The sequence below is a fragment of the Candidatus Peregrinibacteria bacterium genome, from assembly GCA_016220175.1.
In the GTDB taxonomy this organism is placed as follows: domain Bacteria; phylum Patescibacteriota; class Gracilibacteria; order CAIRYL01; family CAIRYL01; genus JACRHZ01.
In genome coordinates this window covers 32,989-58,363 of record JACRHZ010000017.1, presented here as the reverse complement: position 1 = coordinate 58,363, position 25,375 = coordinate 32,989, and the positions used below count along the sequence as shown (strand labels likewise).

Sequence of the window (25,375 nt, the reverse complement as noted above, 5' to 3'; positions counted from 1 at the left end):
TCTGACAAATATTGTTTCTCCAACTTCTGATGTGATGCCAAGAAATACAGTGCAATACACTTTTACGATTACAAACAGTGGAACAGGAAATTCTCCCAATGCCATATTTACGAGCACTTTGACTTCCGGAGCAACTTTCTCTGGAGGATCAGATACATATACGACTTCGTATCCATCAATTACTCCAAACGAAACCAAAACCATTTCTCTTTCAGCAATCGTCGAATCGCCTCCAAGTGCAACGGTTGTAAATACCGGGACCGTCACCGATGATGAAGCCTCTTCTGCTTCAGCTTCAGCAGCATTCGTCATGTGGCAGAGTAAAAGCGGCGGAACAAGTTCAGCATCCCTCAGACAAATTATAGATAAATATTTTACAAAAAAAACGGAAGAACCTTCCCCTCCTCCAAAAGATCCTGAAGAAAAAAATACTGAGGATAATTTTATAAGAATATCTGAAGCTCCTCCAACATTAAAAGAATCTGGAGATGAGGAAGCTCTATTTCCTAAAATTATTTATATTGAAAGAAAAGATCTGGCGAATGATCTTGAAAAAATTGAGGTCTTTCCACAGCTCGGCGAATACATAACTCCCGGTGATCAACAAAAAATCGCTTCTCTCTTCTCGGACACAAAGCCAGACCATGTCTATTATAAAGCTGCTGTCGCTTTGTATAACCAAGGAGTTATTCAGGGATATAAAGATGGTTCCCTAAAACTCGATGCAAATATCACCCGTGAAGAAGTGGCAAAAATTATTGTCCGCGCTTCTCAAAGTAAAATCCCAGGAAAATTCACTGCGGGATTTCGCGATGCCAAAGCGAAAGAATGGTATACCCCCTACGTCAATTTCGTCTCCACTGCCAAAATCATGGAAGGATATGGCGGAAATGTCTTCGGAGTCGGAAAAAATATCACTATGGCAGAAACTATGAAAGTTATTATCTCTGGATTCCAACTCAATCCCAATATCTCCCCAAATTCTGGAAAAGGTCATTGGGCTAAGCCCTATTATGATTTTCTCCGTTCAAAAAATCTCGTGTCCTCAGACTTTTATAACTCGAAAAAATGGGATAAGCCGATCACACGAGGTCAAATCTTTGATATCATTTATCGAACTCTTTTCATGGAGGATGGAGGAAGTGATGAATTTGTCGATACCATCAGAATGAGCATCCCTGTGCTCAACATGAAAGATGTGGTTATTTCTCGAACTCTCCTCAGCGATGCCAGCGTTTGGGCACGTGATCTTGCAAAAGGCGGCGGATTTTATGAGGTCCCTAATGAAAATGGAACTCTTATTATTTTTGCTCATGCTTCTTCAAATCCAAATAATAAAAACCCGAATGCAAGCCTCTTTAAGCCACTTGTTGATTCTCTCAAGATTGCAGATGCTATAGAACTTAAACTCAATGGAAAAAACTTATTCTTCACTTTGGAGAGCCGTGAAAAAGCTCGTGAAAATGAAATAGAAAAAATCAAAAATGCTCCAAAAGATACCGGACTCATCCTCTTTACTTCTGCAGAAGATCCGTCGGAACGCTGGATATTTATGGGAAAATCGGCGTCATCTATCTAAGCGAAAAGTACAAAGTACAAAGCACAAAGTACAAAACTTAAAAAAGGATTTCATATTTTGTACTTTGTACTTTTAATTTTGTACTTTTTCGTCATTGATTTCTGCTATACTGCGTCCTGCAGTTTTTTATTTTTAAGAGAAAATGAAAATTCGGATTACCCGTCTTCCGCATGGAAAAGATCTTCCCTTGCCACAGTTTGAAACTCCGGGGGCAGTGGGATTTGATTTTGTTGCTGCAAAAGATACAGAGATTCCTCCACGAGAAATTGCAAGAATTTCTACCGGACTTGTTATTTCAACACCAGCGAATCATGCGCTTATTATTGCTCCGAGATCATCAACCCCGAAAAAGAAACATCTCGATATGCCGCATTCTATTGGAATTATTGATCAGGATTATTGTGGTCCTCAAGACGAAATCCTCATACAGGTCAGGAATTTTTCTGATGAAACAGTGTGGGTGAAGCGCGGGGAGAAAATTGCCCAGGGAATGTTTGTGAAAATTGAAAAAGCAATTTGGGAAGAGATGGAACATCATGAAATTGAGGCGAATACGAGAGGTGGATTTGGAAGCACGGGGTAAAAAAATTTTGAATTATAAATTTTGAGTTTTGAATTTTTTAAATAAATTTTAAATCTTAATTTTTAAGCATTCCATTTTTCACCAGTTTACACCTTGTGTTTAAACATTAGAAATTAGAATTTAATTCAAAATTCAAAATTAAGAATTCAAAATTTCTAACTGGATCTTTACAACTTACTCACTCACTTCCTGTGGTTCGAAAAAAGTGGCGAAATCGATGGCGCACATCAGCTTCTTCTGGATCGATTCTTTTTCCGAATCGAATCCGAATCCTTACCGCTGTAGTAATTCTCGTTTTTGGAATTATCTTTGTGAGATTATTTCAGCTTCAAGTCGTCAATGGATCATATTACCAAAAGAAAATTCAATCGCAAGTTTCTTCTGAGATTGAATTTTCCGCTCGCAGAGGAAATATTCTTGTAAGAGATTCTAAAACAGGGAATCTCCTCAAATTGGCGCTTAACACTTCTCTTGATGAACTCCGGGTGGATGCAGAGGAAACTCCTGATAAGCATTTAGTGGTCGAACTTCTCACCCCTATTATTTTCCGTGAAGAAGAATATGCAGCATGCCAAAAAGATCCAACTTTATGCCCCGAGGAAAGCGTGATTTATCCCGAACCAAAAATTGATGAAAAGAGTCAGGAACTTCTTCATGAGGATCCGCTTCTCCCGACTTTTGAGGAAGCTCTTCAGAAAAAAAAAGCTGAGATTTTTCGGAAAATTAATACTGAAAACAGGTATGTACTTATAAAAAGGCAACTTTCTCCTGAAGAATCAAAAAAAATACGAGATCTCAAGGATAAATATACACTGGAGCATAAACGCGATCGAGCCCGTCTTTTTGCTGAAAAAAAATCAACGGCTACGGCAATTCCTGATTACTTTAAAGGAATAATTTTGGAACCAAAAAATTTGCGTTATTATCCGGAGAACGAACTTGCCTCGCAGGTTTTGGGATTTGTAAATCATGACGGCACTGGTCAGTATGGAGTAGAAGAAAAACTTAATGGGATTCTTTCTGGTCAAAAGGGGGTCTACACCGGGAGAACTGATACCATAGGAAGATCTATTGGTCTCTCTGTTGAAGATTTTCAGAAAGCCATTGACGGAAGTGATGTTGTTCTCACTCTTGATCGCATTATTCAAAAAAAGGTGGAGGATGTTTTGGCAGAGCGAGTTCACGCATATAAAGCTGATTCCGGACAAGTGATCGTCATGAATCCAAAAAACGGATATATTCTGGCGATGGCAAATTATCCGACATTTAATCCGAATGAATTTGGAAATGTTTATCTCACACGGAGAATAACTCCCGATGATTTTAATTCCATTGGCAAATCTATTCCACTTCTGAAAAAAAATCCTGAGGATCCGAGTGAAGAACTTATCCCTGCAACATTTGATGAATATGAAGAAGCCTGGAAACTTGAATACAATCCTGAATTTTATATTTATGAAAATTTCGCAGGACCTCGCTCATATTTGAATAAAACTGTTCAGGAAATATATGAACCGGGATCAGTATTTAAACCAGTCGTCATGTCTATTGGACTCGATACCGGTGAAGTTCGCCCTTCTTCAACATACATTGAGAACGGACCAATTCAAGTCGATGTTGGAGGAGAACTCGTGCCAATTAAAAATGGAGACGGGAAATATTTGGGTGTGCAGACCATGATACAAGTCCTCGAACGATCAGCAAATTTAGGAATGGCGGCTGTAGCGAAAAAACTCGGAAAAGGAGTGATGTATGAATATCTGAATGAATTTGGATTTGGAAAAGAAACATTTGTAGAATTGGCGCAAGAAATTCCTGGAAAACTAAATCATTACACAAAGTGGTCAACTGCCGCACTTTTAAATACCGCGTTTGGACAGGGAATTTCAACAACGCCGCTTCAGGTTATTACTGCATGGTCTACACTTGCAAATGGAGGACTCCTTCCGGAACCTCATATTGTTTCGGAAATCCAACATCCGGATGGCAGTACTCAAAAAACTGAACCAAAATACAAAAGCGTGCTGAAGGCTGATACTGCTGCAACTCTTACATCAATGCTTGTTTCTTCAGTGGAAAATGGCGTAGCCAGAAAGGGTGGAGTTCCCGGATATAAAGTTGCCGGAAAAACTGGAACATCACAAATTGCGGGAGCTGACGGGAATTATGAAGATACATCCCACGATGGTTCTACTATTACGAGCTTTGCAGGATATGCTCCAGCAGACGATCCAAAATTCGTTATTCTGGTGAAATTTGATCGTCCCAGAATCGGTCCAAGTACTTGGGGAGAAAACACTGCGGCACCAACTTTTAAACTCATTGCAGAATTTCTCCTCGACTATTACGAAGTGGCTCCGGAAAAGTAATGTTTTTTTCTTGTACTTTTTCCTCTCACCAATTAGACTCAGCAATGTTTTTTTCCACATATGAACATCGAAATCCGAAATATGAAAGATCACGTCGGGGAAGAAATTACTTTGAGAGGGTGGATGTGCAATAAACGAGAAAGCGGAAAAATTATTTTTCTGGAGCTTCGTGATGGAAGCGGTTTTCTTCAGGGAATTGTCGGAAAAGATTCTGTTTCGGAGGAAGTGTTTGAAACGGCAAAAAGACTGACTATTGAATCTTCTGTGCATGTAACGGGAGAAGTAACGAAGCATCCAAGACAAGATGATGTTTTCGAATTGCAGGTGAAAAATATTAAGATTATTCAACTGGTAGAAGGAGAATATCCGATTGGGAAAAAAGATCACGGTCCTGATTTTTTGCTGAACAATCGACACTTGTGGCTGAGGTCAGAGAGTCAGTGGGCTGTTCTTCGTATCCGCCATTTGGTAAAAACCGGATTCCAGAAGTATTTCAATGAAAATTCGTACATTGAGCTCGATACTCCAACATTTACTCCGAATGCATGCGAAGGTACTACTGATCTTTTTGAAGTAAAATATTTCGATGACACGGCATATCTCACACAAAATGGTCAACTCTACCTTGAAGCTATGTGTATGGCATTTGGAAAAGTGTATGACCTCTGTCCAAATTTTCGAGCAGAAAAATCAAAAACGCGAAAACACCTCACTGAATTCTGGACTCTGAACCCAGAAATTGCTTTTATTGATCACGAGGAAAGTTTGAAAATCCAAGAGGAGTGCATGAAAGCGATGGTGAAATTCGTCTTGGAGCACGGGAAAAAAGAATTAGAAATGTTGGAACGAAACATCAAAGAATTAGAAATGTTCCTGGAAATTCCATTCATTCATTACGAATACCCTGATGCTATCAAAAAACTCCAAGAACTTGGCTCAGGAATTAAGTACGGTGAAGACTTAGGAGCACCTGAGGAAGAGCTCCTTACAAAAGATTCGGATGCAGGAGTGATCGTGAAAAACTGGCCAAAAAGTATTAAGCCGTTCTACATGAAAAACTATACCACAAGAAAAACAGATCCGAGTAACGGAGACCGTGTTTTTAATGCTGACGTACTTGCTCCTCGTGGGTTTGGTGAAATTATTGGAGGAAGCCAGAGAGAAGATGATTATAAAAAATTACTCGAAGGAATAAAATCTCACAATCTTCCCGTGTCCATTTTTGAATGGTATCTTGATCTTAGAAAATATGGATCTGTACCACATTGTGGTTTTGGCATTGGTATTGAACGAATGACAAGATGGGTTTCAGGAATTCATCATATTCGCGAAACAATCCCCTTCCCACGAATGCTCAATCGTCTTACTCCATAACTATGATGAAATGGAGATATTTTTCTGTATTTAGTTTTTTTCTCATCAGCATTTTTGGAAATACAGAAATTTCTTTTGGAGCACATATTTTTTCAGATGTTTTGGATTCTAGTGCTTATGCCGAATCTATAGAATACGCAGCATCGCATCATCTCGTAGAAGGATATGCACATGGGACTTTTCGTCCAAATACTCGGATAAATCGAGCAGAATTTGTAAAAATACTCGAAAATATTGACCCCACAAAACTGGGAACAGAACTCTGCCCTGAACATACGAACACATTTCTCGATGTTGCTTCAAATCAATGGTTTGCTCCACTCGTTTGTAATGCAAAACAAAAGGGATATATTGATGGATATCCGGATGGAACATTTCATGGAGAGAGACCTCTTTCATTTGTGGAAGCGGCAAAAACTTTGGTGAAATTTTTTCATTTAGAAGAGCATCAGGGCGGTGAGTGGTATGCCCCATTTGCGAAAGCACTCTCAGAAAAAAATGCGATTCCCCCTTCTGTATTAAAATTTGATCACTTTCTCACACGTGCTGAAGTGATCGAAATGGTGTACCGACTTCGAGAAAATGTAGAAGGAAAAGAGTCTTCTTTTTTTGATTCTGAGAAAAATATCCTTACAAAAGATATTCAAAAAAGAGAAGTGTATCTTCCTATTCTCATGTTTCATCATGTCTTAGATGTCCCCAAAAATGATCCTGATCAGACATACTATAAACTTTCCATTTCCCTAAAAAAATTGGAAGAATTTCTGCAATTTTTTCAAAACAATGGAGTCGAGACACTCACCTTTTCAGATCTCGATCTTATTCTCAAAAAGAAAAAAATCCTTCCCAAAAAATCGGTAATGCTGACGTTTGACGATGGGTATGGAAATAATTTTGAAAATGCATTTCCATTACTGGAAAAATACAAAATGAAAGGGAATTTTGCAATTATCACAGGAAAACCGGGAACAGATCCGTGGTATATGAATTGGGGAGAGATTCAACAATTATCTGAATCTGGGCATGAAATTTGTTCGCATACTGATCAACATCAGGATCTTCAAAAACTTTCAAAAGCAAATATTGCCACTGAATTTGAGAAATCAAAAAATATTTTGGAAGGGCAGCTCGGAAAAGAAATCTTGTGTATCGTTTATCCCGGCGGGAAATATGATAGCCGTGTAAAACGGATTGCAAAGGAAAAAGGATATGAGTTCGGGAGAACAACTGATAATGGCGCTGTTCAAAAGTTTATAGATAAATTTGTACTCAAAACATTCCGCATTTTTCCAAATACCGCTACTTCCTCATTGAAAAATTGGTTTGCAGATGCAAATTATAAATAACGATAATTACGCGAAACTCCACATTTTCTTCATGTATTCTTCGACGCACCTGTTCGTATTAAAATAGTGAATCAGAGAGATTGCGGCTTTCATGCGTTTTCTCCATTCTTCTGGACGATGGTAATAGCAATTGACAGCATCTGTTAAATTTTCATAAAGCTCGTGAGCGTCCATATTGTCGCGAGAATTCTCATCAAGCCCATTTGATTTTTCCCCAAATCCCCACCCTGCCATCGGATTCAGAGCAAATCCTTCAATCCACCATCCGTCGAGAACGGAAATATTAAGAAGTCCATTCAGAGCGGCTTTCATCCCGCTTGTTCCGCTGGCTTCCAGAGGACGAACTGGATTATTGAGCCACATATCTGCTCCAGAAATGAGTTTTTGAGCAATATCAACATTATAATCCGAGATGACCGCAATGCGTATTTGTCCGCGAAGCATTTTCTCAAATTTTTGAAGATTCCCTTTTTGCCAATTACAGAACTGGTCAAACTCATAACATTTCCCCGAAAATACCATTTGAATTTTTCGATATCCAAGTTCGCGAAGACGATCAATATCACGAAAGATGAGCGTTGGTCTTTTGTACGGAACAAATCTTCTTGCAAATGCAATCGTGAGAGTGTTTTCATCAAAAAAATCTTCTTTGTATTTTTCAGGGGAAAAAATGTAATACTCCGGGTGTTCGTTAATCCATTTCACGAGTTCTTTTTTATTTTTTTGATGGGCCTGCCAAACCTTTTCTCCCGAGAGAGTATTCTCAGCATCACAAAGCTCTGATGGGCGTTCTCTCCAATGAAGAAAAGAACTGTCAAAGAGTTTTGCCATGGAATCTGAAATCCATGTGAGATGATGAATTCCATTCGTAATGTTTTCAAAGGAATATTCTGGAAACATTTGGTGACATACCTCATTATGCTTCTCTGAAACGCTGTTCACTTTTTCCGACAAATTGAGAGCGAGATGTGTCATGCTGAGGCGATCACTCGTCGCAATATTTTTAATATGCCACGGAAGTATCGAAGTAAGGACACGTTCCGCGAGATGATAGTCAAAATAATCATGTCCCGCAGGAATGGGAGTGTGTGTCGTAAACGTACACATTTTTCGAACATCCGCATCATGGTAGGCACATTCTTTAAGAAGCTCGAAGGTAAGAAATGCTGAATGCCCTTCATTCATATGAAATTTTTCAATGTGATTGTACCCGAGCGCTCGAAGCATTTTTACTCCACCTATTCCCAAAATTGTTTCCTGTCCGATGCGTGTATATTCGTCTCCTGCATACAGAAATTTGGTAAGATCTCGATCCCAACGCTTATTTTCAGGGAGATATGTGGTGAGAAAATAGACGGGAAGAGATTTTCCTATATCGCTTTTTACCGTGTACTCAAAAACTCCAACTTTTACCGGTCGATCTTCAACTTGAACATCGACCGTAATGGAAAGTCTCTTCATATACTTCTCAAAATTGAGAGCTTTTTCTGGGTTGTCATCCTTGTGATAGATGAGAGAAACTCCGACTGCTGGAATGCTCATATCCGCACAGGAATGCATCATGTCAGCCGCGAGAACTCCAAGTCCTCCTGCATAATTCCGAAATTTCGCATCGAAAGCGAATTCCATGGAAAAGTAGGCGACGGCAATGGATGATGAGGGTGACATATGTGTATTTGTACTATCTATATTTTACCATATTTTTATGAAAAATACTATCCACAAGCCTTTGGAGAACTCCTACATTTTTGGACACATTCTCTCTCGGATCAGAAGAAAAAAACAAAAAGCAAAACACAAAATCTGCAGTTTCAAAGAAAGTGGCTCTTCTCTCTTGCCAAATAACCTGAATTTCTTCACGAAGGGAAAGTCCTTTCCTTAAGGGCGGTCTCTTATGTTTTGATTTTTCCAGCCTTCGAAAGAGCTCTTTAGGCGGAGCGTAGAGGAAAACAAAAATTGAATTTTTTTTGAGAAGTTCAACATTTTCTTTCTGCATCACTGTTCCTCCACCAACAGAAATGATCGTGTTTTCCACGGAAGAAAGTTCTTTGCAGACATCGTATTCCATTTTTCGAAATGTGCCCCAGCCATTTTGTGCAACGATTTCCGCGATTTTTTTTCCTGCTCTCTTTTCTATTTCCTGATCGGTATCAACAAACCTATACCAATTTTTTTTCGCAAATTCGCTCCCAAAATGAGACTTTCCACTTCCTCTCATGCCGGTGAAAACAATGTTGCGAGACATATTCGTAGTTGTTTAAACTGAGAAGAAATTTGCTTTTTAATTTTAAATTTCAAAATTTAAAATTGCCCCCTCCATTCCTCATACTCCTGCCAATATGTGGGATAGGTCTTCTCCACACATTCGGGATGGAGAATTCGGACGTCAGGAATTACAGCTCCCAAGATCGAGAAACACATCGCGATACGATGATCATGAAATGTTTCAATTTCTGCCCCATGAAGCTCAAGTGGATCACCATGAACCTCAATAAAATCTTTTCCCGAAAGAACATTGGCTCCCATGCTCGCTAAGTTCGAAACAAGTGCAGAGATTCGATCACACTCTTTATCACGAAGGGTGGAAAGCCCAGAAATTCGAGAAACTCCTTTTGCAAGCGCAGAAAGTACAACTGCCGTCATAGCGGCATCTGGCATTTCTCCGAGATGAATATCGTCAAGCGGGAGAAGATTCTGAGGTGCAGTGAGAAAAATCCCGTCAGAAGACATTTGAACCATTGCTCCCATTTTTTTGAGAACTTTTTCGGGAAAATATGCATCTCCCTGTAGCGAGTTTGAACAAATATTTTGTACAATAATACTCCCCTGAGTTGCGAGTGCGATTCCGAGTGGATATGTGGCTGAGGTAGCATCGCCTTCGATATGAACCTCGCCTGGGGAAGAAAGTGGCTGAGGGTCAATACAGAATTCAGTACTCCTCTCATTCTGACGCACATGTACTCCAAATTTTTCAAGGAGTCCAATTGTCATGCGAACATATAGCTCAGAAACCAGTTCATTTTTCAAAGTAATGCGAACTGGGTTTCCAGCGAATGGAGCAATATGAAGGAGCGCACTCAGAAACTGTGAAGAAGTTTTTCCAGAGATGTGAATATCTCCTCCCTGAAGGACTTGATTTCCTAAAATTTGTATGGGAGGAAACCCTTTTTTTTCCGGATAATTCAGGAGAACCCCCATTTGTGAAAGCGCATCCGAAAGATCACGAAGCGGTCTTTTTTTCATGCGAGGTGCTCCGGTGAGAAGAGTTTTTCCACTTCGAAGCGCAGAAACTGCGGTGAGAAAGCGAAGTGATGTTCCAGAATTTGCACAAAAAATCTCTAGATCGCTTTTATTTTGAAATTTTCCAGAAGTGCCAACAATTGTAAGTTCCCTTTCTTTTCCCTCAAAATATATATCCACACCAAATTCTCGGAGTGCGGTTATCATCACCTCTGTATCTTCACTGGAAAGCCATTCTTTCAAGATTGTTTGCCCTGGAGCGAGAGCAGCGAGAAGGAGCGCTCTATTGGTAAGAGACTTTGAGCCGGGAACTGAAATTTTCCCTCGAAATGGATGCGTGAAAGGCGAAAGTTCTCTCATGTTGCAAAATTTCGATAATAGAACACATCAGAAAATATCACATGTTACTTCTGTTTTTTGCGGTAAATGAATTCATTGAGACGATGCCAAAAACCTTTCTTTTGCTGCTTTTTCGTAACAATCTCTCCGAGAAGAGCTCTGCTTTTTTCCCATGTTTCCGAACTTTTTTTGAAAACATAATCGCGATTCTCCTTCCCTGATTTGGGAGAAAGCGTCATACCAAGGACTGAACCTATGGCTCCTCCAATTACGATCCCCATGAGAACTTTATCGAGCTTTCCCTGCTTTTTCCGCTTCCCCGCGCGTGAGTCATTTTCATGTGAAGAAGTGTCATCGGACATAATTTTTTTCTAAAAGTCACTGTGAGAATTGTGACGAAAAATAGGGAAAAAGACAAGACTGCGTTGCTGAATTTATATAATGTATTGACTGCAACAAAAATCAAGAGTACTATATACCTGTACCATAGGTAATGGTGTAAATCCCCTTTCTTTTTTCCTTATGCATAACGAAAAAGTCATTATCAATTTTAAAAAAGCGAAAAGTCACTTAGAAAAGATTATGTCGATGATAGAAGATGACGCATATTGCATAGACATTATGCAACAAAACCTTGCGGTGATTGGTCTCCTCAAATCAGCCCACCAAATGCTGATGGAAGGTCATCTCAAGAGTTGTTTTAGTCATGCAATGCAGTCAAATAGAGTCGACAAGAAGGAGAAAATGATTGAAGAAATACTTCAAGTAACAAAACTTTTTAGTAAATAATTTTTTTGATGCTTATGAAAAAAACCGTTGTTCCTATTCAAGGAATGCACTGTAAATCCTGCACAATGCTGATAGGAGATGCTCTTCAAGAAATCAGTGGTGTAAAAAGGGTGTATGTTAACCTCAAACATAAAAATGCTGAAATTTTTTCCGAATCTGATCTTGATATGGAAAAGGTAACAGAGGCGATCAAAAATGCCGGATATGAAATAGGAGAAGAAAAAAAACAAAGTTGGATCAGTACGAATGTCGACGATTATAAGGATATCGGTCTTGGGTTCGTTTTTGTCATTTTTTTCTATTTTGTTGCTTCATGGTTTGGACTTTTTTCCATTAATGTGGGAAATGGAGATCCATCAAATCTTTTTCTCGTACTTCTCGTGGGAATTACTGCGGGACTTTCGACATGCATGGCACTCGTCGGCGGACTTGTTCTCGGAATTTCGACGCGGCACGCAGAAAAACATCCGGAAGCGACACCTCTTCAAAAATTTCGTCCCCATCTCTATTTTAATATTGGAAGAATTTCATCGTATTTTCTTCTCGGAGGAATTATTGGTATGGCGGGACAAGTGTTTCAGTTGTCAGGGCCTGTGCTCGGCATAATAACTATTTTTGTCGGCATGGTTATGCTCTTTCTCGGAATAAAACTCCTTGAAATTTTTCCGAAATTTTCACATCTTTCCCTCACTCTTCCTTCTGGAATCAGCAGACTTTTTGGTATTCGAAAACATCATGAGAAAGAATATAGCCACTATAATTCACTCTTTGTCGGAGCTCTTACTTTTTTTCTTCCCTGCGGGTTTACGCAAGCAATGCAGCTTTATGCAATGAGCACGGGGAATTTCTTATCAGGAGCGCTCATTATGTCTGTTTTTGCGATTGGAACCGCTCCGGGACTCCTCGGAATTGGAGGTCTCACATCTGTGATTAAAGGAATTTTTGCAAGAAGATTCTTTAAATTTGCTGGAATAATCGTCATTGCTCTCGCTTTTTTTAATATTTCGAATGGATACAATTTGACAGGATGGTCATTTGATCTTGGGAAAAGCACTTTTTTTGCGCCAAAGGAGGCGAATATTTCTCTTGAGAATGGAGTTCAGATTGCGAAGATGAAAGAAACGGCTTCTGGGTATTCTCCGCGTTCATTCACCGTAACGAAAGGAGTTCCTGTAAAATGGATTATAGACGCTCAGGATATGTACAGTTGTGCTGCTTCCCTTTCCGTTTCAAAACTCGGAATTACGAAGAGTCTGAAGAAGGGAGAGAATATTGTGGAGTTCACTCCTGAAGAAGTGGGAACAATAAAATTCAGCTGTTCCATGGGAATGTACCGGGGAGAATTTACTGTTGTTGACGCGAAGAGCTCATCATCTGAGGCCTCAGGAGAAAATTTACAAGAAAAGGAAATTGCTCCATCTCAAAATGTGAATACCAACACTTCTAAAGCGCCACTCCAGAGTTCTGCGGATGTTCAACTTCTGAAGACAACATATATCTCTTCAAATCAAGATATTTCTCCATATGAGTTTACGGTCACTTCAGGAAAGCCAGTGCGGCTCGAAGTGGACGTTCGAGAAAATGGATCTGGGTGTATGTCCACAATCATGATCCCAGGACTGTATAATTACCCAGAATATCTGGAAAAAGGAAAAACGATTGCCATGGAATTTACTCCGCAAAAAAAAGGAGACTATCCGATCACGTGCGGCATGGGAGTTCCCAGGGGAATCATAAAAGTACTGTAAAAGAACGCTTGTATTTTAGAGAAATGCAGTTCTTTATTTTTTTACATTTTTAACAACCTCCACCATAGGTAATGGTAAACACACTTTTCTTCTCTTTTATTTATTTTTTATGTTTTCATCCTCTTTTACTATCACCGGCATTACGTGCGAAGCATGTGTAAAACTCATAAAAAAAAGATTGCAAAAAATACAAAATGTTACTGAGGTATCACTCGAATTAAGTGGAAATCTTGGAATTTCCTCAGATCGCCAAATCGAAAAAACAGAACTCCTCTCAGCCTTGGAAGGCACTGATTACAAGGTGCTCTAAATACAGTATTTTAAAAATTAGAGATTGGAATTTATTAAAAATTTAATCCCGCAATGCCAGACAAAATTCAAAATTTCCTCTCAGTAAATATCTCCCTTTCGTGAACAATCTTTTATATTTTTTCTCTTTTTTTCTCCCTCCTATGTCTTCTCAAAAAACAACTCTCAAAATTAGTGGTATGCACTGCACTTCCTGTGAAAAGCTTCTCACAGAAGCACTGAGCGATATTCCCGGAATAAAAGATGTACGAGTGTCCTACGCGAATGGTACTTCGGAAATTGAGTATGATCCGAAGAAAATTTCAAACATGCAGAAAGTAATTGATGTCATCAAGAAAGAAGGGTATGACGCTCACGTTCTTAAAAACGAATCTCCTATTTCCGAGGAGAAAAAGAAAAACGATACGAATCCAACTGAAATTATTCTTCATGAAGGAAATTCCGGTTCTCCAGTGCATATACAACTCGAATCAATACTTGAAGCGGATGGGAAAATAGAAACCGGCGAGAACGGAAGAAGTTCTTTTGAGGGTCAAATACAGAGAAAAAAAAGAGCAGAGTTTACCCTTCCGAAAGGAATCAAGGAAAAGGAAAGGTTTATTGACGACTTCTTGAACATTATGAATTCCGCAAAATTTCTCGATATCGGAGAAAATGGAACGACTGAACAAGTATCATCCTTCGGAAATGGGAAAGAAAAGATGGGGCCTATTGAAAAAGATCCGAATAAAAGAATTTCTTTGTCCATTTCTGGGATGCATTGTGCTTCTTGCTCAGCGATTATTGAGAGATCTCTGAAAAAACTCGAGAGTGTCAAAACGGCGAATGTGAATTTTGCTGCAGAAAAGGCTTCTGTAGTGTTCGATGAAACCAAAAATTCAATTCAAGATGTCATGAATGCCGTAAAAAAAGCAGGATATGGAGTAGAAATTCTTTCTGAAACTGATACTGGAGCGGAACGAAAAAAGCGTGAAATGACGATTTCACACTACTTCCATAAATTTATATTTTCCCTCGTCCTCAGTCTTCCGATGCTCTATTTCATGCTTCTTGATTTCTTCAAGTGGCTCCCTGGAGGGAATTTTTTCCCACCATACATTGGAATTATTTCGCTCATCCTCACCATTCCCGTACAATTTTACGCAGGTTCTGGGTTTTATAAAGGCGCATGGTCAAGCCTCAAGATGAGAACATTTAACATGGATAGCCTTATCGCTATCGGAACAAGTACCGCGTTTTTTTACAGTCTTGGAAATTATCTCGTTTCCTCATTCAACAATTTTTCTGTTTTAGGTCTCAATGGAGAAAAAGTCCCAGACTTGTATTTTGAGACAGCGGCATTTCTAATTACATTCGTGCTCCTCGGAAAGTGGCTAGAATCGAAGGCAAAGGGAAGAACATCAGACGCCATTACCAAGCTCATGGGACTTCAGGCAAAAACGGCGCGGGTTGTTCGCAATGGCTCAGTGAAAGATATTCCCATTGATGAAGTCACCCATGGGGATATTATTATGGTCAGACCGGGAGAGAAAGTTCCGGTCGATGGAGTTATTATGAAAGGATCATCTTCTCTCGATGAATCGATGATTAGTGGAGAAAGTATTCCTGTGGAAAAAACTGTCGGTGATATGGTCATTGGAGCAACGATCAATAAAACAGGAACATTTGAGTTTGAAGCACAAAGAATAGGATCTGAAACAACACTCGCTCAAATTATTCGCCTTATTGAAGAAGCACAAGGATCAAAAGCGCCAATTCAGGCGTTTGCTGATCGTATATCTTCATGGTTTGTTCCAGCAGTTATCGGTATTGCCATTCTCACATTTATCATTTGGTACTTTCTTTTAGGCGCATCTCTCTCATTTGCTCTCCTTGCTTTCACGGCAGTCATTGTCATCGCATGTCCGTGTGCTCTTGGACTTGCAACGCCAACAGCGCTCATGGTGGGAACAGGAAAAGGCGCTGAAAATGGAATTCTGATTAAAGGAGGCGAACCTCTTGAAGCGGCGCGAAACATTACCACTCTTATATTTGATAAAACTGGAACTCTCACGAAAGGAAAACCTGAAGTAACAGACGTAGTGAGTTTTGGAACAGGTGATGAAGAAGATGTTTTGCAAATAGCGGCATCACTTGAAAAGCTTTCAGAACACTCTCTTGCTGAGTCTATTTACGCTTCCGCGGAGGAAGAAGGAGTTACATTTAGCGAGGTTGAGGATTTTCAGGCAATTCCTGGTCATGGAGTAACGGGAAAAATTGAAAATGTTGAATATTTCCTCGGCAACAGAAAACTCATTGCGGAATACGCGCTTCTGGAAATGTCGAAAATCGAGAGAAAAATAGTAAAACTGGAAGAAAAGGGAAAAACGGTAATGATTCTCGCATCGAAAAGTGAAATTTTGGGATGCATTGCGGTTGCAGATACCGTAAAAGAAACCTCCAAGGAAGCCATTACCAAGCTCATTCGCATGGGGCTCGAAGTGTATATGATCACAGGAGATAACATGAGAACAGCAAAATCAATTGCAGATGAAGTCGGAATTACCAATGTCCTCGCGGAAGTTCTTCCCGAAGATAAAGCGAGGGAAGTCAAGAAACTTCAGGAACTCGGGAAAAAAGTGGCGATGGTGGGAGATGGCATTAATGACGCGCCTGCTCTCGCTCAAGCAAATCTTGGAATTGCGATGGGATCTGGAACAGATGTTGCGCTTGAAGCTGGCGGAATTGTGATTATCAAGAATGATCTCCGCGACGTCGTTACGGCGCTCAAACTTTCCCGTGAAACCATGGGGAAAATAAAGCAGAATATGTTTTTCGCGCTTTTTTACAACGTTATTGGGATTCCTATTGCAGCGCGCGTATTTGCGAGCTTTGGCCTCATTCTGAAGCCAGAACTTGCGGGTCTTGCTATGGCGCTCAGCTCTGTTTCCGTAGTACTCAATTCATTGCTCCTCAGAAATTTTAAACCACGCAAACGGAATTATATTTCCATGATTGCTCCTGTTTTTATGGTACTTCTCTTTACTTTCGCATTTTGGCAATTTGCAGTAACAAGCTCAAGAATGTCGAAGGAACCGACCCTTGGAACTGCGGAAAGCGCAGTTATATCACAAATAAATAGGAATATTGCTCAAAAGAAATTTAAAATGGCGTTCAGTCCAGAAGGAACACCAAAAGTATTTACTGACTCTCGTCTTATTCCTCAAATAACAGCTTCTGAAGGGAAAATTACGATCGATGGAACTTTTGAAACACTTGTCGGAGCAGAGGAAGCAAAAGTGATGAAAAAGGAGAATTTATTTCAAAAAGCAGGAGATGAAATTGTTGACTTTTTCGGTCTTCCTTCAGTGAAAATTTCAGGAGTTTTGGCGCCAACGGGTACATTCCTGGACATATCACATCTTCTTTCCCCAGAAGCATTTACGCAGATTTCTGGAAACCCAATAAAACTCGAACTTGCAGGAGAAAATATAAAAAAGTTTTATGTCATTTTTGGTCCTGGGTCAATTCCTTCACGACTCGTGAATGAAATACAATTTGAGGATCTCCGTTCTATTTCTCTTGGGAAAAATAAATATGTTCCCGTAATCCTTGGCGCGACCGAAGCAAAGATTATGCTCAGCGAAAATCTCTTCACAAAAGAAGGAGATCTTCTCGATGATTTCTTTGGAAATAAAGTAATCATCACCAAGATTCTTCCCTCAACAGGAACACTTCTCGATGAAATGCACTTTGTTAGTACTGAATTCTCATGGTAAAAAAACTCTCGGAGAGGATGCGTATGTGCGTCCTCTCCTTCTTAAAAAGCTTACTCTTCCCACTTCACATCCAAAAAATGCGTTGAACAGGAAAAGCACGGATCATACGAGCGAATAAGTTTTTCTATTTCGAGTTCGATTTCTGGTCTGGAAAGATGAAGAACCGTTGGAAGAAATGTTCTGATATCCTCTTGAATTGCTCTTACATTTTGGCTTGTGGGAGTAATGATGTTCGCTTTGGTAATTTTCCCTTTGGCATTAAACTCATATTCATGCCACAAAATTCCGCGCGGAACTTCAATTCCCGCAATTCCTTTACATGATTTTTTAAGAACTGGCTTTCGAATTTTTTCTGATCGAATTTTCAGACTCGAAAAAATGTGAATCGCATGTTCGATCGCATGAACAAGTTCAATCGCTTGAGCGAGATTGTTCAAAAACGGATTATATGATGGAAGGCGAAGTTTGGATTTTTTCAGCATTTTTTTTGCGTAGGGAAAAAGCTGCTCTGAATTATGATTCAGCCGCGAAAGCGCTCCAACCCTGTATTCTTTGCCTTCTTTCAGCGCAAATTTCGACGTGGAATGCGGCTCGTGAAATTCCGAAAAATATTTTTCAAATTCTGATTGTTTATAGACATGTTTTCCGGAAGTAAGATCCCCATGAAGCATTGCGTATCCTTTTGAATCTGTGAGCGAAAACATTTCAATTTCACGTTCAAACTTCTGAAATTTGAGTTTCATAAAAAGCTTTGCAGTTTTAATCGCATCTTTGAGGACACTTTGAAGTTCTTTTTGGCAGTTTTGGATTTCTTCTTCTCTCGGGAATGAAGAAAATCCACCAACGTGGGCTGAAACCGGATGAAGATCTCTCCCCCCAATTATTTTGACGATGAGATTTCCTATTTTCATGAGCCGAAGCGCCCGTTCAATTTCTTTTGTGTATTTTGGAATCATTGCCATTGCGGACTCATATCCGAGATAGTCTGGAAGTGCGAGAAAATAAAGATGCGTCGCATGACTGCGAATCCTTTCGCCGAGTGTTAAGAGTTCGCGAAGTCTGAGGGTTTGTTCAGATGCTTTCATTCCAAGCGCATTTTCCACAGCAGTGATAGAACAAATCACATGAGCAGAACTGCAAATTCCACAAATTCGAGAAGTGAGTTCAAATGCTTCGGTATAATCTCTTCCGATCAGAAGTTCTTCAAAATATCGCGCACCTTCTACGGAAGAAAGGTTACATTTTTTTACTTTCCCCTTCTCTACGACAATACGGAGCGAAGCATGACCTTCGATTTTGGTGATGTGGTTGAGAGAAATTGTCTGTGTCATAAATTTTAGACGATGTTGAGAAATTTTTAATTTTAAAATTTTAAATTTCTAAATAAATCTTAATTTCTAATTTTTAATTTCAAAATTTCATATTGTTCAGCATGAATTTTCTTTTTCGTTGTTTAAAAATTACGATTTAGAAATTATTTAGAAATTTGGAATTTCAAAATTTAAAATTTTCCCATTTTCATCCCCACAAACGTCTTCATCCTCTCATCAATCCACTTCCTCGAGTATCCTTTTTTTCGAAAATATTCGATCAAAACTTTTTCATTCGCGTCATCAGTGTGTCCTCGACACCCCCAACATTCAAATCCGGAATTCGTGCAGACCGAATTGCACCCACCGCGAGTTATTGGTCCAAGACATGGTTTATCAAATTCGAGTAAACACGGATTCCCATTTCTTCGACATTCAACGCAAACCGGTTCGGAATACGGACGAGGAGTAAGACCATTCGCAATTTTGTAAAGCGTAGAAAGAATTTCATTTTTATCCGGCGGACATCCGGGAATGGTGTAATCGACCTTTACATGAGCGTCTATTGGCGATGGAGAAATGCTTTTGAGGTTTCCTCTGATATTTTCCAATGTGTGGTTATATACAGTGTTAAATCTGTTTTTTAGTGTGAAATTTCGATATGCGGGAATGCATCCTGTATGCGCACATGCTCCAAGGGCAATGAGATTTTTTGTATTTTTTCGAATTTTTTTGAGCTTTTGAAGATCTTCCTTCGTTGCCACTAAGCCTTCCATAAGCACGTAGTCAAAATTTTCTTCCGCATTTACTTTTTTGATAAATGGAAACGCATGGAGATCGATGAGACTTAAGAGCGGCAAGAGTTCATCTTCGTTAAAAATCACGCTGAGCTGACATCCTGCACAGCCGGTGATAGAGAAGATGCCGACTTTAAGCTTCGTTTTTTCCATGCGTTTGGAGAAGAGGGGGAAAAATTTTAAATTTCGAATTTCGAATTTTTAAATAAATTTTAATGTTTAATTTCTAAATGAGAAATATCTGAGTATTATCAATAACAAATTTTAAAAATTAGAATTTAGAAATTATTTAGAAATTTAATCCCGCAATGCGGGACAAAATTAAAAATTACTTCAGTCGGATTTAATTCTCCTGATATCTTCATAGCAAAACACCGGTCCATCAGTACAGATAAATTTATCTCGAACCATACAGTGGCAACATTGCCCGATTGCACAGTACATGAGTCGTTCAGTACTCACAAACATTCGTGAAAAAGGAACTTTTTTTTCACGAAGAATTTTTACAGATGCGTTCATCATTGGTGGAGGACCACACATAAAAACAACAAAGCGGTCTGGACCGCAAATGGAAAATGCACTGAGTGCTTTGGTGATGTATCCGCTTTGTCCGGTATAACAAGTTCCCTGCGGAACTTCCTCCACTGTCGTTTCAATGTGATACTTTTTTCTCCATTCGACGAGTTCCCGTTTAAAAAGAATATCAGCAGGTCCGCGAAACCCAAGAAAAAGATAGATATCATGGAATTTTTCTCGATGCGCTTCAATGTAGTCAATTGCCCCTTTAAGTGGCGCAACTCCACATCCCCCACCAATTAAAACTATACTCTTTCCAAAATATTCCTTCAGCGGATATCCATTTCCATATGGACCACGAACGTGCAGAATATCTCCTTTTTGCACTTTCGCAAGTTCATTGGTGACGTTTCCGATGGCACGAACGCTAATTTTTAAAAATTTGTTGGAGTATGAACTAATGGAAATTGGAGCCTCTCCAATTCCAAAGAGACTCACCTGAATAAATTGTCCCGGTTCATGATCCACTTGCATATCAAGCGTGATCGTAATCGTATCGGGCGATTCATGATAGACATCGAGAACTTTTACGGGCCGAGGGATGAGGGCGTTTTTTTGTGACATTTGGTGGAGATTTTTGTGATGAAGAAATTTGGATTAAAAATTCTCCTTCGTGTACGCAGAAACCGGAAACCTCTTATGAATCTTTTTCTGCATCTTTTGACTTATTTTCTTTTTCGATGGCTCCATACTATTAATAAGAGAAATAAAATCAATTCTCGTCGGACATCCGGAAATGCATCGTCCGCATCCAACACAGAGATTCTTCCCATTTTTTTCTTTGAAATACTCGAGCTGATGATAAATTCGATGTTTGAACCTCTGTACGCGTTTTTCTCGAAAAATATGATTCCCCGCAACACGCGTGAATGACTTCAGCTGGCAAGAAGACCAACACCGAACTCGTTTTCCAGTCCCCGATTTTTTAAGATCAGGAATATCCGAGAGTTCGTGACAATAACACGTGGGACAGAGCGTAGTACACGCGCTACAACTTAAACACATTGCCGCTCCTTTTTCCCAATCACGACTCCCATACAGTTTACGAATATTTTTTTTCTTGAGGAGATTCGTTCCCGGAATTTTTTGGTCTTTTTGAGTAAGTGAATATTTTTTCTTTTTGAACAGAGAAAGGAATGGTTTCAGAAACTTCTCTCCAGCTTTTGTTTGAACGTGAAGGAGAAAATACTCTTTTTTTCTCCAAATCATAATATCGTAAAAGTCTTCCAGATCGAGCGAGCCACAAAAACAATATTTACTCGGAGGCGTGTTGCAATGGTATCCGATAAAAACACTCCCCTTTCTTCGTGCAGTGTAATAGGGATCGGGATGTTTCCCGCTCAGAAATACGAGATCTTGATGGGCTATGGCATTCAAATCACATCTACGAATCCCAAAAAATATTTTTTGTTGCGTTTTGATTTTAGGAATACGAATCTTTGCATTATTGTATTCGAAAATAGTTTCGTGTTTTCCAAAAAAATATTCTTTGAGTGGAAAATAGGAGTTCTCTTTCAGATAAAGATTTTTTGCATTATGCAATTCTTCAAATCGAACGAGACCTTTTTTTTGAGGGGCAATAACCCTGTGCCCTTTCGCAAGAACTTTTTCGAGAAAAATCGAAAGCTGTCTGGGGGGAAGAGTAAAAAACTGACCCATTATTATTGATGATTATGAAAAGTGGAGAACAATGAAAAAGCTTGAGTATACTCTAGCAAACCCTCAGATTTTTTCCATCTTGTATTTATTGTATTTGAAAAAATTCCCCTTTTCCCGCACACTTTCCTGGAAATAAGAAGGATTGGATCATGATAAATAAGACTAACATATTCCTACTTCCTACTTCCTAATTCCTACTTCCTACTTCCCCCATGAGTCTTACTCGCAAAATCCTCAGCAATACTTTTTGGCAAATTATGGGTCGCGTTATTAACGCAATTTTTGCTTTTATTAGTATCGGCTTTTTAATACATTATTGGGCTCATGGAAATGTAGCAGTTGGACAAGCAAAATATGGAACGTATGTCACTATTTTTGAGTACATCGCGATATTCGCATCCCTCGCGGATCTCGGAATTTTTACAATTGCGGTGAGAGAAATGGCAAAAAAAACAGATGAGGTGCAGGAAATTTTTTCTTCCGCGCTTACGCTTCGAATTGTCTCTCTTCTTTTCGCTCTTGCGGTCGCTTCTGTCATTGCCTATTTGATTCCGGCATATCAGGGCACGGAAATTCCGTATGGCGTTTTTATTGCTGGAATCGGCACGGGAATATTTATTCTGAGTGGAACGATTTCGACTATTTTCCTCATTCACCTCAAGATGAAGTACCAATCGTTTGCTCTCGTCATCGGAAAAATAGTAACATTTGCTCTTACTCTCGCGATTATTTTCTTCTTTGTTCCAGAACCAACAGAAGAAAGTTTTTATCAAATTATTTGGACGGGGGTTCTCGGAAGCGCTGTAACGCTTATTGTAACGATATTATACGCGAGAAAATACGTGTCGTTAAGGCCGAACAAAAACATAAAGCTCATCAGAGAACTCTTTGATATGGCGATCCCATTTGGGATTGCGATATTTCTGAATACAATTTATTTCCGTCTCGACATTACGATGATGGGAATTATTCTTCCCCATTCAGATGATGCGGGGATATGTTCAGCACAATTTTGCGGAGATATCCAAACCGGAATTTATGCCGTTGCGGTGCGAATTGTTGAAGTGATTGTTCTCGTTCCAATATATTTCATGAATTCAGTACTTCCTTCACTTTCGCATTCAGCTCATGAAAAAAATGAAAAACAACTTCAGGGCAGATTATCCCTTTGTTTTTTCTTCCTCTTACTCATCTCTGTCCCTGCGAGCGTTGGACTTTATGTTTTGGCAAAGCCAATTGTAGAGCTTGTGACACCAGAAAACTTTGGAAGTGAAAACGCTCTTCAAATTCTGAGTCCTTTGCTGCTCTTTATATTTTTTACCACATTTTTCAATTTTGTTCTCATCGCACTTGGAGAACAAAAAAAGATTTTGTGGATTAATTTTGGAGCGCTGCTTTTTAATTTTCTGCTGAATATTTACGCCATTCCGAAATATGGATATATCGGCGCGTCGGTAACATCGCTGATCTCTGAAGTATTTATTCTCGTATGGGGAACGTATTTTGTCTTTCGACATGCTTCATTTCGTGTACATTTTCGGCAGATTCTTGGAACGATTTTCGCTTCGTTTGTTATGGGTTTTTTCGCGTATTTCTCTTGGAAATACTGGGGATCATCTGTCGGAAAAACATCGCTGGGAATTATTATTCCACTTTCAGTTGCTGTTTATACCGCGATGCTCATCGCTTCTCGAGCCATCGACAAAACACTCCTTCGGCTTTTTAAAAAACAAGAAGAAGAAGAAGAAGAAGACTAACCTTCTTTTTGAGTGAATATCACAGAAACATTTTCTCAAAAAGTTCCAAAAATTCTTTTCGTGAAATATTTCCTTTTCGATTCGAAATGAATGGAAGAGGTTTTTGCTCTGATTCTGGAAGTTTGCTTCTCATTTTTTGCAGAAGAAATTGTGCCTGATGATAGGTGAGAAGTTTTTGATCTGCTCCGTTTAACTCAGTATCTTCAGATAAAAGATTCCCCGTTAGGGTATTCACAAAAATATTTGGAGAAATTTCCATCGGAGTTTTGGTACTCTCTGAGTTTTGAGAAAGCATCAAAAGTGTTTCATTTCTTCCCTGAAAAAATTCCACCAGAAATGAATCCATATCTTGCCTCGTAATATTCGTTTGGAGACCGAGAGCAACTTCATCTTGCTCAGAAAGTGATTTTCCCTGTTGGAGAAGATCAGCAGATTCACGAATCCAATTCTGCGTATATGCAAACTTTTTGAGCGGACGAAGTTCAGGGGGAAGATCGAATTGTTCTCCAAAATCAATTACCGATTTTTGGAGATTGTCCGGAGAAATATCATGTAAATTCTTCCCCAGAATGGACGCGGCGATTCCGGAAACAAGCGCAGATGACTGGGATGTTCCGCTTTTTGTTCCGTATTCATTATTCGGAAGAGTACTCAAGAGTTTTCCCGGAACATAGACATCCACCCAGCTTCCATAATTTGATGAATCTGTTTTCCCACCAGCAAAGTCCGCAGCACCAACTCCAAAAGTTTCCTCATATCCCGCTGGATATTCTTCATTTTGGCTTCCGCTATTTCCCGCAGCCGCAACGAGGAGAATTCCCTCTTCTTTTACCCTCCTCAGAATATCGTCGAAGATTTCCGATCTCTCAGAAAATCCGAAACTCATGTTGATAATATCGGCTTTTTCTTCTTTCGCATATTCTACGGCGGCAATAACATCTGAAAGACGCATGCTTCCAAAAGGATCTGTTATTTTGAGCATCATAATTTTTGCTCCTTCTGGATACACTCCTTTCATAGAAGTATATCCCGTTTTTTGTGCAGCAATGATGCCAGATACATGAGTTCCGTGCCCAAGAGAATCTCTCAAATCTCCATTATTTTTGAAAAAATTCCATCCATGGAGATCATCCTCATAGCCATTGCCATCATCATCTCTTCCCTTAAGTCCTTTGTATTCTTGGGGATTGTTCCACAAAGCACCTTTCAGTGCGACGTGATACTCGTCTATCCCACTATCGAGAACTGCTACGACGATGTTCCGAAGAGAAATTTCATCAGATTTTTTACTAGAAAACAAAAAGGATGCAATATTTTCGGTACTTCCTTCTTCTTGAAAAATTTTGCCGCGGAAATTCGTTTCAACATGAGAGACACTCGAAAGTTCTTGATATGCATCAACAACTTTTTTCATATCGAGTTCTCTTTGAGACTCGAGGAGAAGAACTTCTCCTGAAGCGGTTTCCACTAAAAATTCCGAACGGGGTTTTTCGAGAAGAAGTCGTTCGTCCTGAAGTACATTCGCTGTCATCGTGAGAGTTTCCGTTCTTCCTACGAGTTCATTTCGTGAAAGAGAAATGGCACGAGAAATTCCAAATTCTTCATTGAGCTTGGCAAGATCGCGCTTTTCATTTTCAGTGAAAATTTGACGTGCAGTTTCTTCCCAAATAAAAGACGAGGAAAAAAAGGAGAGGAAAAAAAATCCCAACAGAAGCGCTGAGCCGGAATAGAGAAGATATTTGAGAATGTGTGTATGTGTTTTCATAGAGAGCATTTTTTTGTATCCCACAATTATACATTATTTCTGCAAAAAAGTGAAGAGCTTGCTGCTCATTTTGAAAA

Annotated in this window: 19 protein-coding genes; 10 read left to right on the top strand and 9 right to left on the bottom strand. The window is 39.4% G+C overall.

Annotation, left to right across the window (positions count from 1 at the left end):
• Positions 1-34 precede the first annotated feature (34 nt).
• The 5 genes from HZA38_01930 (at position 35) to HZA38_01910 (ending at position 7,251) form a co-directional block, all read left to right on the top strand.
• A complete protein-coding gene (locus HZA38_01930; GenBank protein ID MBI5414252.1) occupies positions 35-1,579 on the top strand; it encodes an S-layer homology domain-containing protein in 1,545 nt (514 codons plus the stop codon).
• Between the two features lie 142 nt (positions 1,580-1,721).
• On the top strand, positions 1,722-2,162 hold the full coding sequence (dut, locus tag HZA38_01925) for a dUTP diphosphatase (GenBank protein ID MBI5414251.1): 441 nt from the start codon (positions 1,722-1,724) through the stop codon (positions 2,160-2,162).
• Positions 2,163-2,353: 191 nt separating this feature from the next.
• Entirely contained in the window at positions 2,354-4,531 is a 2,178-nt protein-coding gene (locus HZA38_01920) for a penicillin-binding protein 2 (GenBank protein MBI5414250.1), read from the top strand.
• A 60-nt stretch (positions 4,532-4,591) separates the two neighbouring features.
• The gene (gene asnS, locus HZA38_01915) at positions 4,592-5,905 is read left to right on the top strand and encodes an asparagine--tRNA ligase (GenBank protein ID MBI5414249.1); all 1,314 of its coding nucleotides are present in this window, start codon (positions 4,592-4,594) and stop codon (positions 5,903-5,905) included.
• A gap of 2 nt (positions 5,906-5,907) precedes the next feature.
• Entirely contained in the window at positions 5,908-7,251 is a 1,344-nt protein-coding gene (locus HZA38_01910) for a polysaccharide deacetylase family protein (GenBank protein ID MBI5414248.1), read from the top strand.
• Positions 7,252-7,257: 6 nt separating this feature from the next.
• On the opposite strand, the gene glgP is transcribed toward HZA38_01910, so the two are convergent.
• The 4 genes from glgP to HZA38_01890 are packed head-to-tail and all read right to left on the bottom strand — an operon-like array spanning position 7,258 to position 11,192.
• On the bottom strand, positions 7,258-8,880 hold the full coding sequence (gene glgP, locus HZA38_01905) for an alpha-glucan family phosphorylase (protein MBI5414247.1): 1,623 nt from the start codon (positions 8,878-8,880) through the stop codon (positions 7,258-7,260).
• 52 nt (positions 8,881-8,932) lie between these two features.
• Positions 8,933-9,496, bottom strand: a complete 564-nt coding sequence (locus HZA38_01900; protein MBI5414246.1) for a shikimate kinase — start codon at positions 9,494-9,496, stop codon at positions 8,933-8,935.
• Between the two features lie 56 nt (positions 9,497-9,552).
• On the bottom strand, positions 9,553-10,851 hold the full coding sequence (gene aroA, locus HZA38_01895) for a 3-phosphoshikimate 1-carboxyvinyltransferase (protein ID MBI5414245.1): 1,299 nt from the start codon (positions 10,849-10,851) through the stop codon (positions 9,553-9,555).
• Positions 10,852-10,895: 44 nt separating this feature from the next.
• Positions 10,896-11,192 (bottom strand): YtxH domain-containing protein, encoded by a 297-nt coding sequence (locus HZA38_01890; GenBank protein ID MBI5414244.1) that lies wholly within the window; start codon positions 11,190-11,192, stop codon positions 10,896-10,898.
• 160 nt (positions 11,193-11,352) lie between these two features.
• Here HZA38_01890 and HZA38_01885 point away from each other — a divergent pair, with 160 nt between their 5' ends.
• From HZA38_01885 to HZA38_01870, 4 genes are all read left to right on the top strand, one after another.
• The gene (locus HZA38_01885; GenBank protein ID MBI5414243.1) at positions 11,353-11,619 is read left to right on the top strand and encodes a metal-sensing transcriptional repressor; all 267 of its coding nucleotides are present in this window, start codon (positions 11,353-11,355) and stop codon (positions 11,617-11,619) included.
• Between the two features lie 14 nt (positions 11,620-11,633).
• On the top strand, positions 11,634-13,367 hold the full coding sequence (locus HZA38_01880) for a sulfite exporter TauE/SafE family protein (protein ID MBI5414242.1): 1,734 nt from the start codon (positions 11,634-11,636) through the stop codon (positions 13,365-13,367).
• A gap of 109 nt (positions 13,368-13,476) precedes the next feature.
• Positions 13,477-13,677 carry a heavy-metal-associated domain-containing protein gene (locus HZA38_01875; protein MBI5414241.1) on the top strand — a complete coding sequence of 67 codons (201 nt, stop codon included), beginning with the start codon at positions 13,477-13,479 and terminating at the stop codon, positions 13,675-13,677.
• A 142-nt stretch (positions 13,678-13,819) separates the two neighbouring features.
• The gene (locus tag HZA38_01870) at positions 13,820-17,434 is read left to right on the top strand and encodes a copper-translocating P-type ATPase (GenBank protein ID MBI5414240.1); all 3,615 of its coding nucleotides are present in this window, start codon (positions 13,820-13,822) and stop codon (positions 17,432-17,434) included.
• A gap of 50 nt (positions 17,435-17,484) precedes the next feature.
• Here the strand turns inward: HZA38_01870 and HZA38_01865 are convergent, their stop codons facing one another.
• The 4 genes from HZA38_01865 to HZA38_01850 all read right to left on the bottom strand — a co-directional run bounded on the left by HZA38_01865 (position 17,485) and on the right by HZA38_01850 (position 21,776).
• Complete coding sequence (locus HZA38_01865) at positions 17,485-18,765, bottom strand: Ni/Fe hydrogenase subunit alpha (protein ID MBI5414239.1); 1,281 nt, start codon at positions 18,763-18,765, stop codon at positions 17,485-17,487.
• A 170-nt stretch (positions 18,766-18,935) separates the two neighbouring features.
• Entirely contained in the window at positions 18,936-19,694 is a 759-nt protein-coding gene (locus tag HZA38_01860) for a sulfhydrogenase 1 subunit delta (GenBank protein ID MBI5414238.1), read from the bottom strand.
• Between the two features lie 180 nt (positions 19,695-19,874).
• The gene (locus HZA38_01855) at positions 19,875-20,681 is read right to left on the bottom strand and encodes an FAD/NAD(P)-binding protein (GenBank protein ID MBI5414237.1); all 807 of its coding nucleotides are present in this window, start codon (positions 20,679-20,681) and stop codon (positions 19,875-19,877) included.
• A 33-nt stretch (positions 20,682-20,714) separates the two neighbouring features.
• Positions 20,715-21,776: a 4Fe-4S dicluster domain-containing protein gene (locus HZA38_01850; GenBank protein ID MBI5414236.1), complete on the bottom strand. Its 1,062-nt coding sequence runs from the start codon at positions 21,774-21,776 to the stop codon at positions 20,715-20,717.
• A 212-nt stretch (positions 21,777-21,988) separates the two neighbouring features.
• Here HZA38_01850 and HZA38_01845 point away from each other — a divergent pair, with 212 nt between their 5' ends.
• Positions 21,989-23,533 (top strand): flippase, encoded by a 1,545-nt coding sequence (locus HZA38_01845; GenBank protein MBI5414235.1) that lies wholly within the window; start codon positions 21,989-21,991, stop codon positions 23,531-23,533.
• A gap of 19 nt (positions 23,534-23,552) precedes the next feature.
• Here HZA38_01845 and HZA38_01840 read toward each other — a convergent pair whose 3' ends face one another.
• Complete coding sequence (locus HZA38_01840) at positions 23,553-25,298, bottom strand: S8 family serine peptidase (protein MBI5414234.1); 1,746 nt, start codon at positions 25,296-25,298, stop codon at positions 23,553-23,555.
• Positions 25,299-25,375 lie beyond the last annotated feature (77 nt).

Excerpts from the sequence above, each read along its gene's own strand:
- HZA38_01930 (MBI5414252.1), top strand. The coding sequence starts at position 35 with ATGCCAAGAAATACAGTGCAATACACTTTTACGATTACAAACAGTGGA.
- dut (MBI5414251.1), top strand. The coding sequence starts at position 1,722 with ATGAAAATTCGGATTACCCGTCTTCCGCATGGAAAAGATCTTCCCTTG.
- asnS (MBI5414249.1), top strand. The coding sequence starts at position 4,592 with ATGAACATCGAAATCCGAAATATGAAAGATCACGTCGGGGAAGAAATT.
- HZA38_01910 (MBI5414248.1), top strand. The coding sequence starts at position 5,908 with ATGATGAAATGGAGATATTTTTCTGTATTTAGTTTTTTTCTCATCAGC.
- glgP (MBI5414247.1), bottom strand. The coding sequence starts at position 8,880 with ATGGAATTCGCTTTCGATGCGAAATTTCGGAATTATGCAGGAGGACTT.
- HZA38_01900 (MBI5414246.1), bottom strand. The coding sequence starts at position 9,496 with ATGTCTCGCAACATTGTTTTCACCGGCATGAGAGGAAGTGGAAAGTCT.
- aroA (MBI5414245.1), bottom strand. The coding sequence starts at position 10,851 with ATGAGAGAACTTTCGCCTTTCACGCATCCATTTCGAGGGAAAATTTCA.
- HZA38_01890 (MBI5414244.1), bottom strand. The coding sequence starts at position 11,192 with ATGTCCGATGACACTTCTTCACATGAAAATGACTCACGCGCGGGGAAG.
- HZA38_01885 (MBI5414243.1), top strand. The coding sequence starts at position 11,353 with ATGCATAACGAAAAAGTCATTATCAATTTTAAAAAAGCGAAAAGTCAC.
- HZA38_01880 (MBI5414242.1), top strand. The coding sequence starts at position 11,634 with ATGAAAAAAACCGTTGTTCCTATTCAAGGAATGCACTGTAAATCCTGC.
- HZA38_01875 (MBI5414241.1), top strand. The coding sequence starts at position 13,477 with ATGTTTTCATCCTCTTTTACTATCACCGGCATTACGTGCGAAGCATGT.
- HZA38_01870 (MBI5414240.1), top strand. The coding sequence starts at position 13,820 with ATGTCTTCTCAAAAAACAACTCTCAAAATTAGTGGTATGCACTGCACT.
- HZA38_01865 (MBI5414239.1), bottom strand. The coding sequence starts at position 18,765 with ATGACACAGACAATTTCTCTCAACCACATCACCAAAATCGAAGGTCAT.
- HZA38_01860 (MBI5414238.1), bottom strand. The coding sequence starts at position 19,694 with ATGGAAAAAACGAAGCTTAAAGTCGGCATCTTCTCTATCACCGGCTGT.
- HZA38_01855 (MBI5414237.1), bottom strand. The coding sequence starts at position 20,681 with ATGTCACAAAAAAACGCCCTCATCCCTCGGCCCGTAAAAGTTCTCGAT.
- HZA38_01850 (MBI5414236.1), bottom strand. The coding sequence starts at position 21,776 with ATGGGTCAGTTTTTTACTCTTCCCCCCAGACAGCTTTCGATTTTTCTC.
- HZA38_01845 (MBI5414235.1), top strand. The coding sequence starts at position 21,989 with ATGAGTCTTACTCGCAAAATCCTCAGCAATACTTTTTGGCAAATTATG.
- HZA38_01840 (MBI5414234.1), bottom strand. The coding sequence starts at position 25,298 with ATGAAAACACATACACACATTCTCAAATATCTTCTCTATTCCGGCTCA.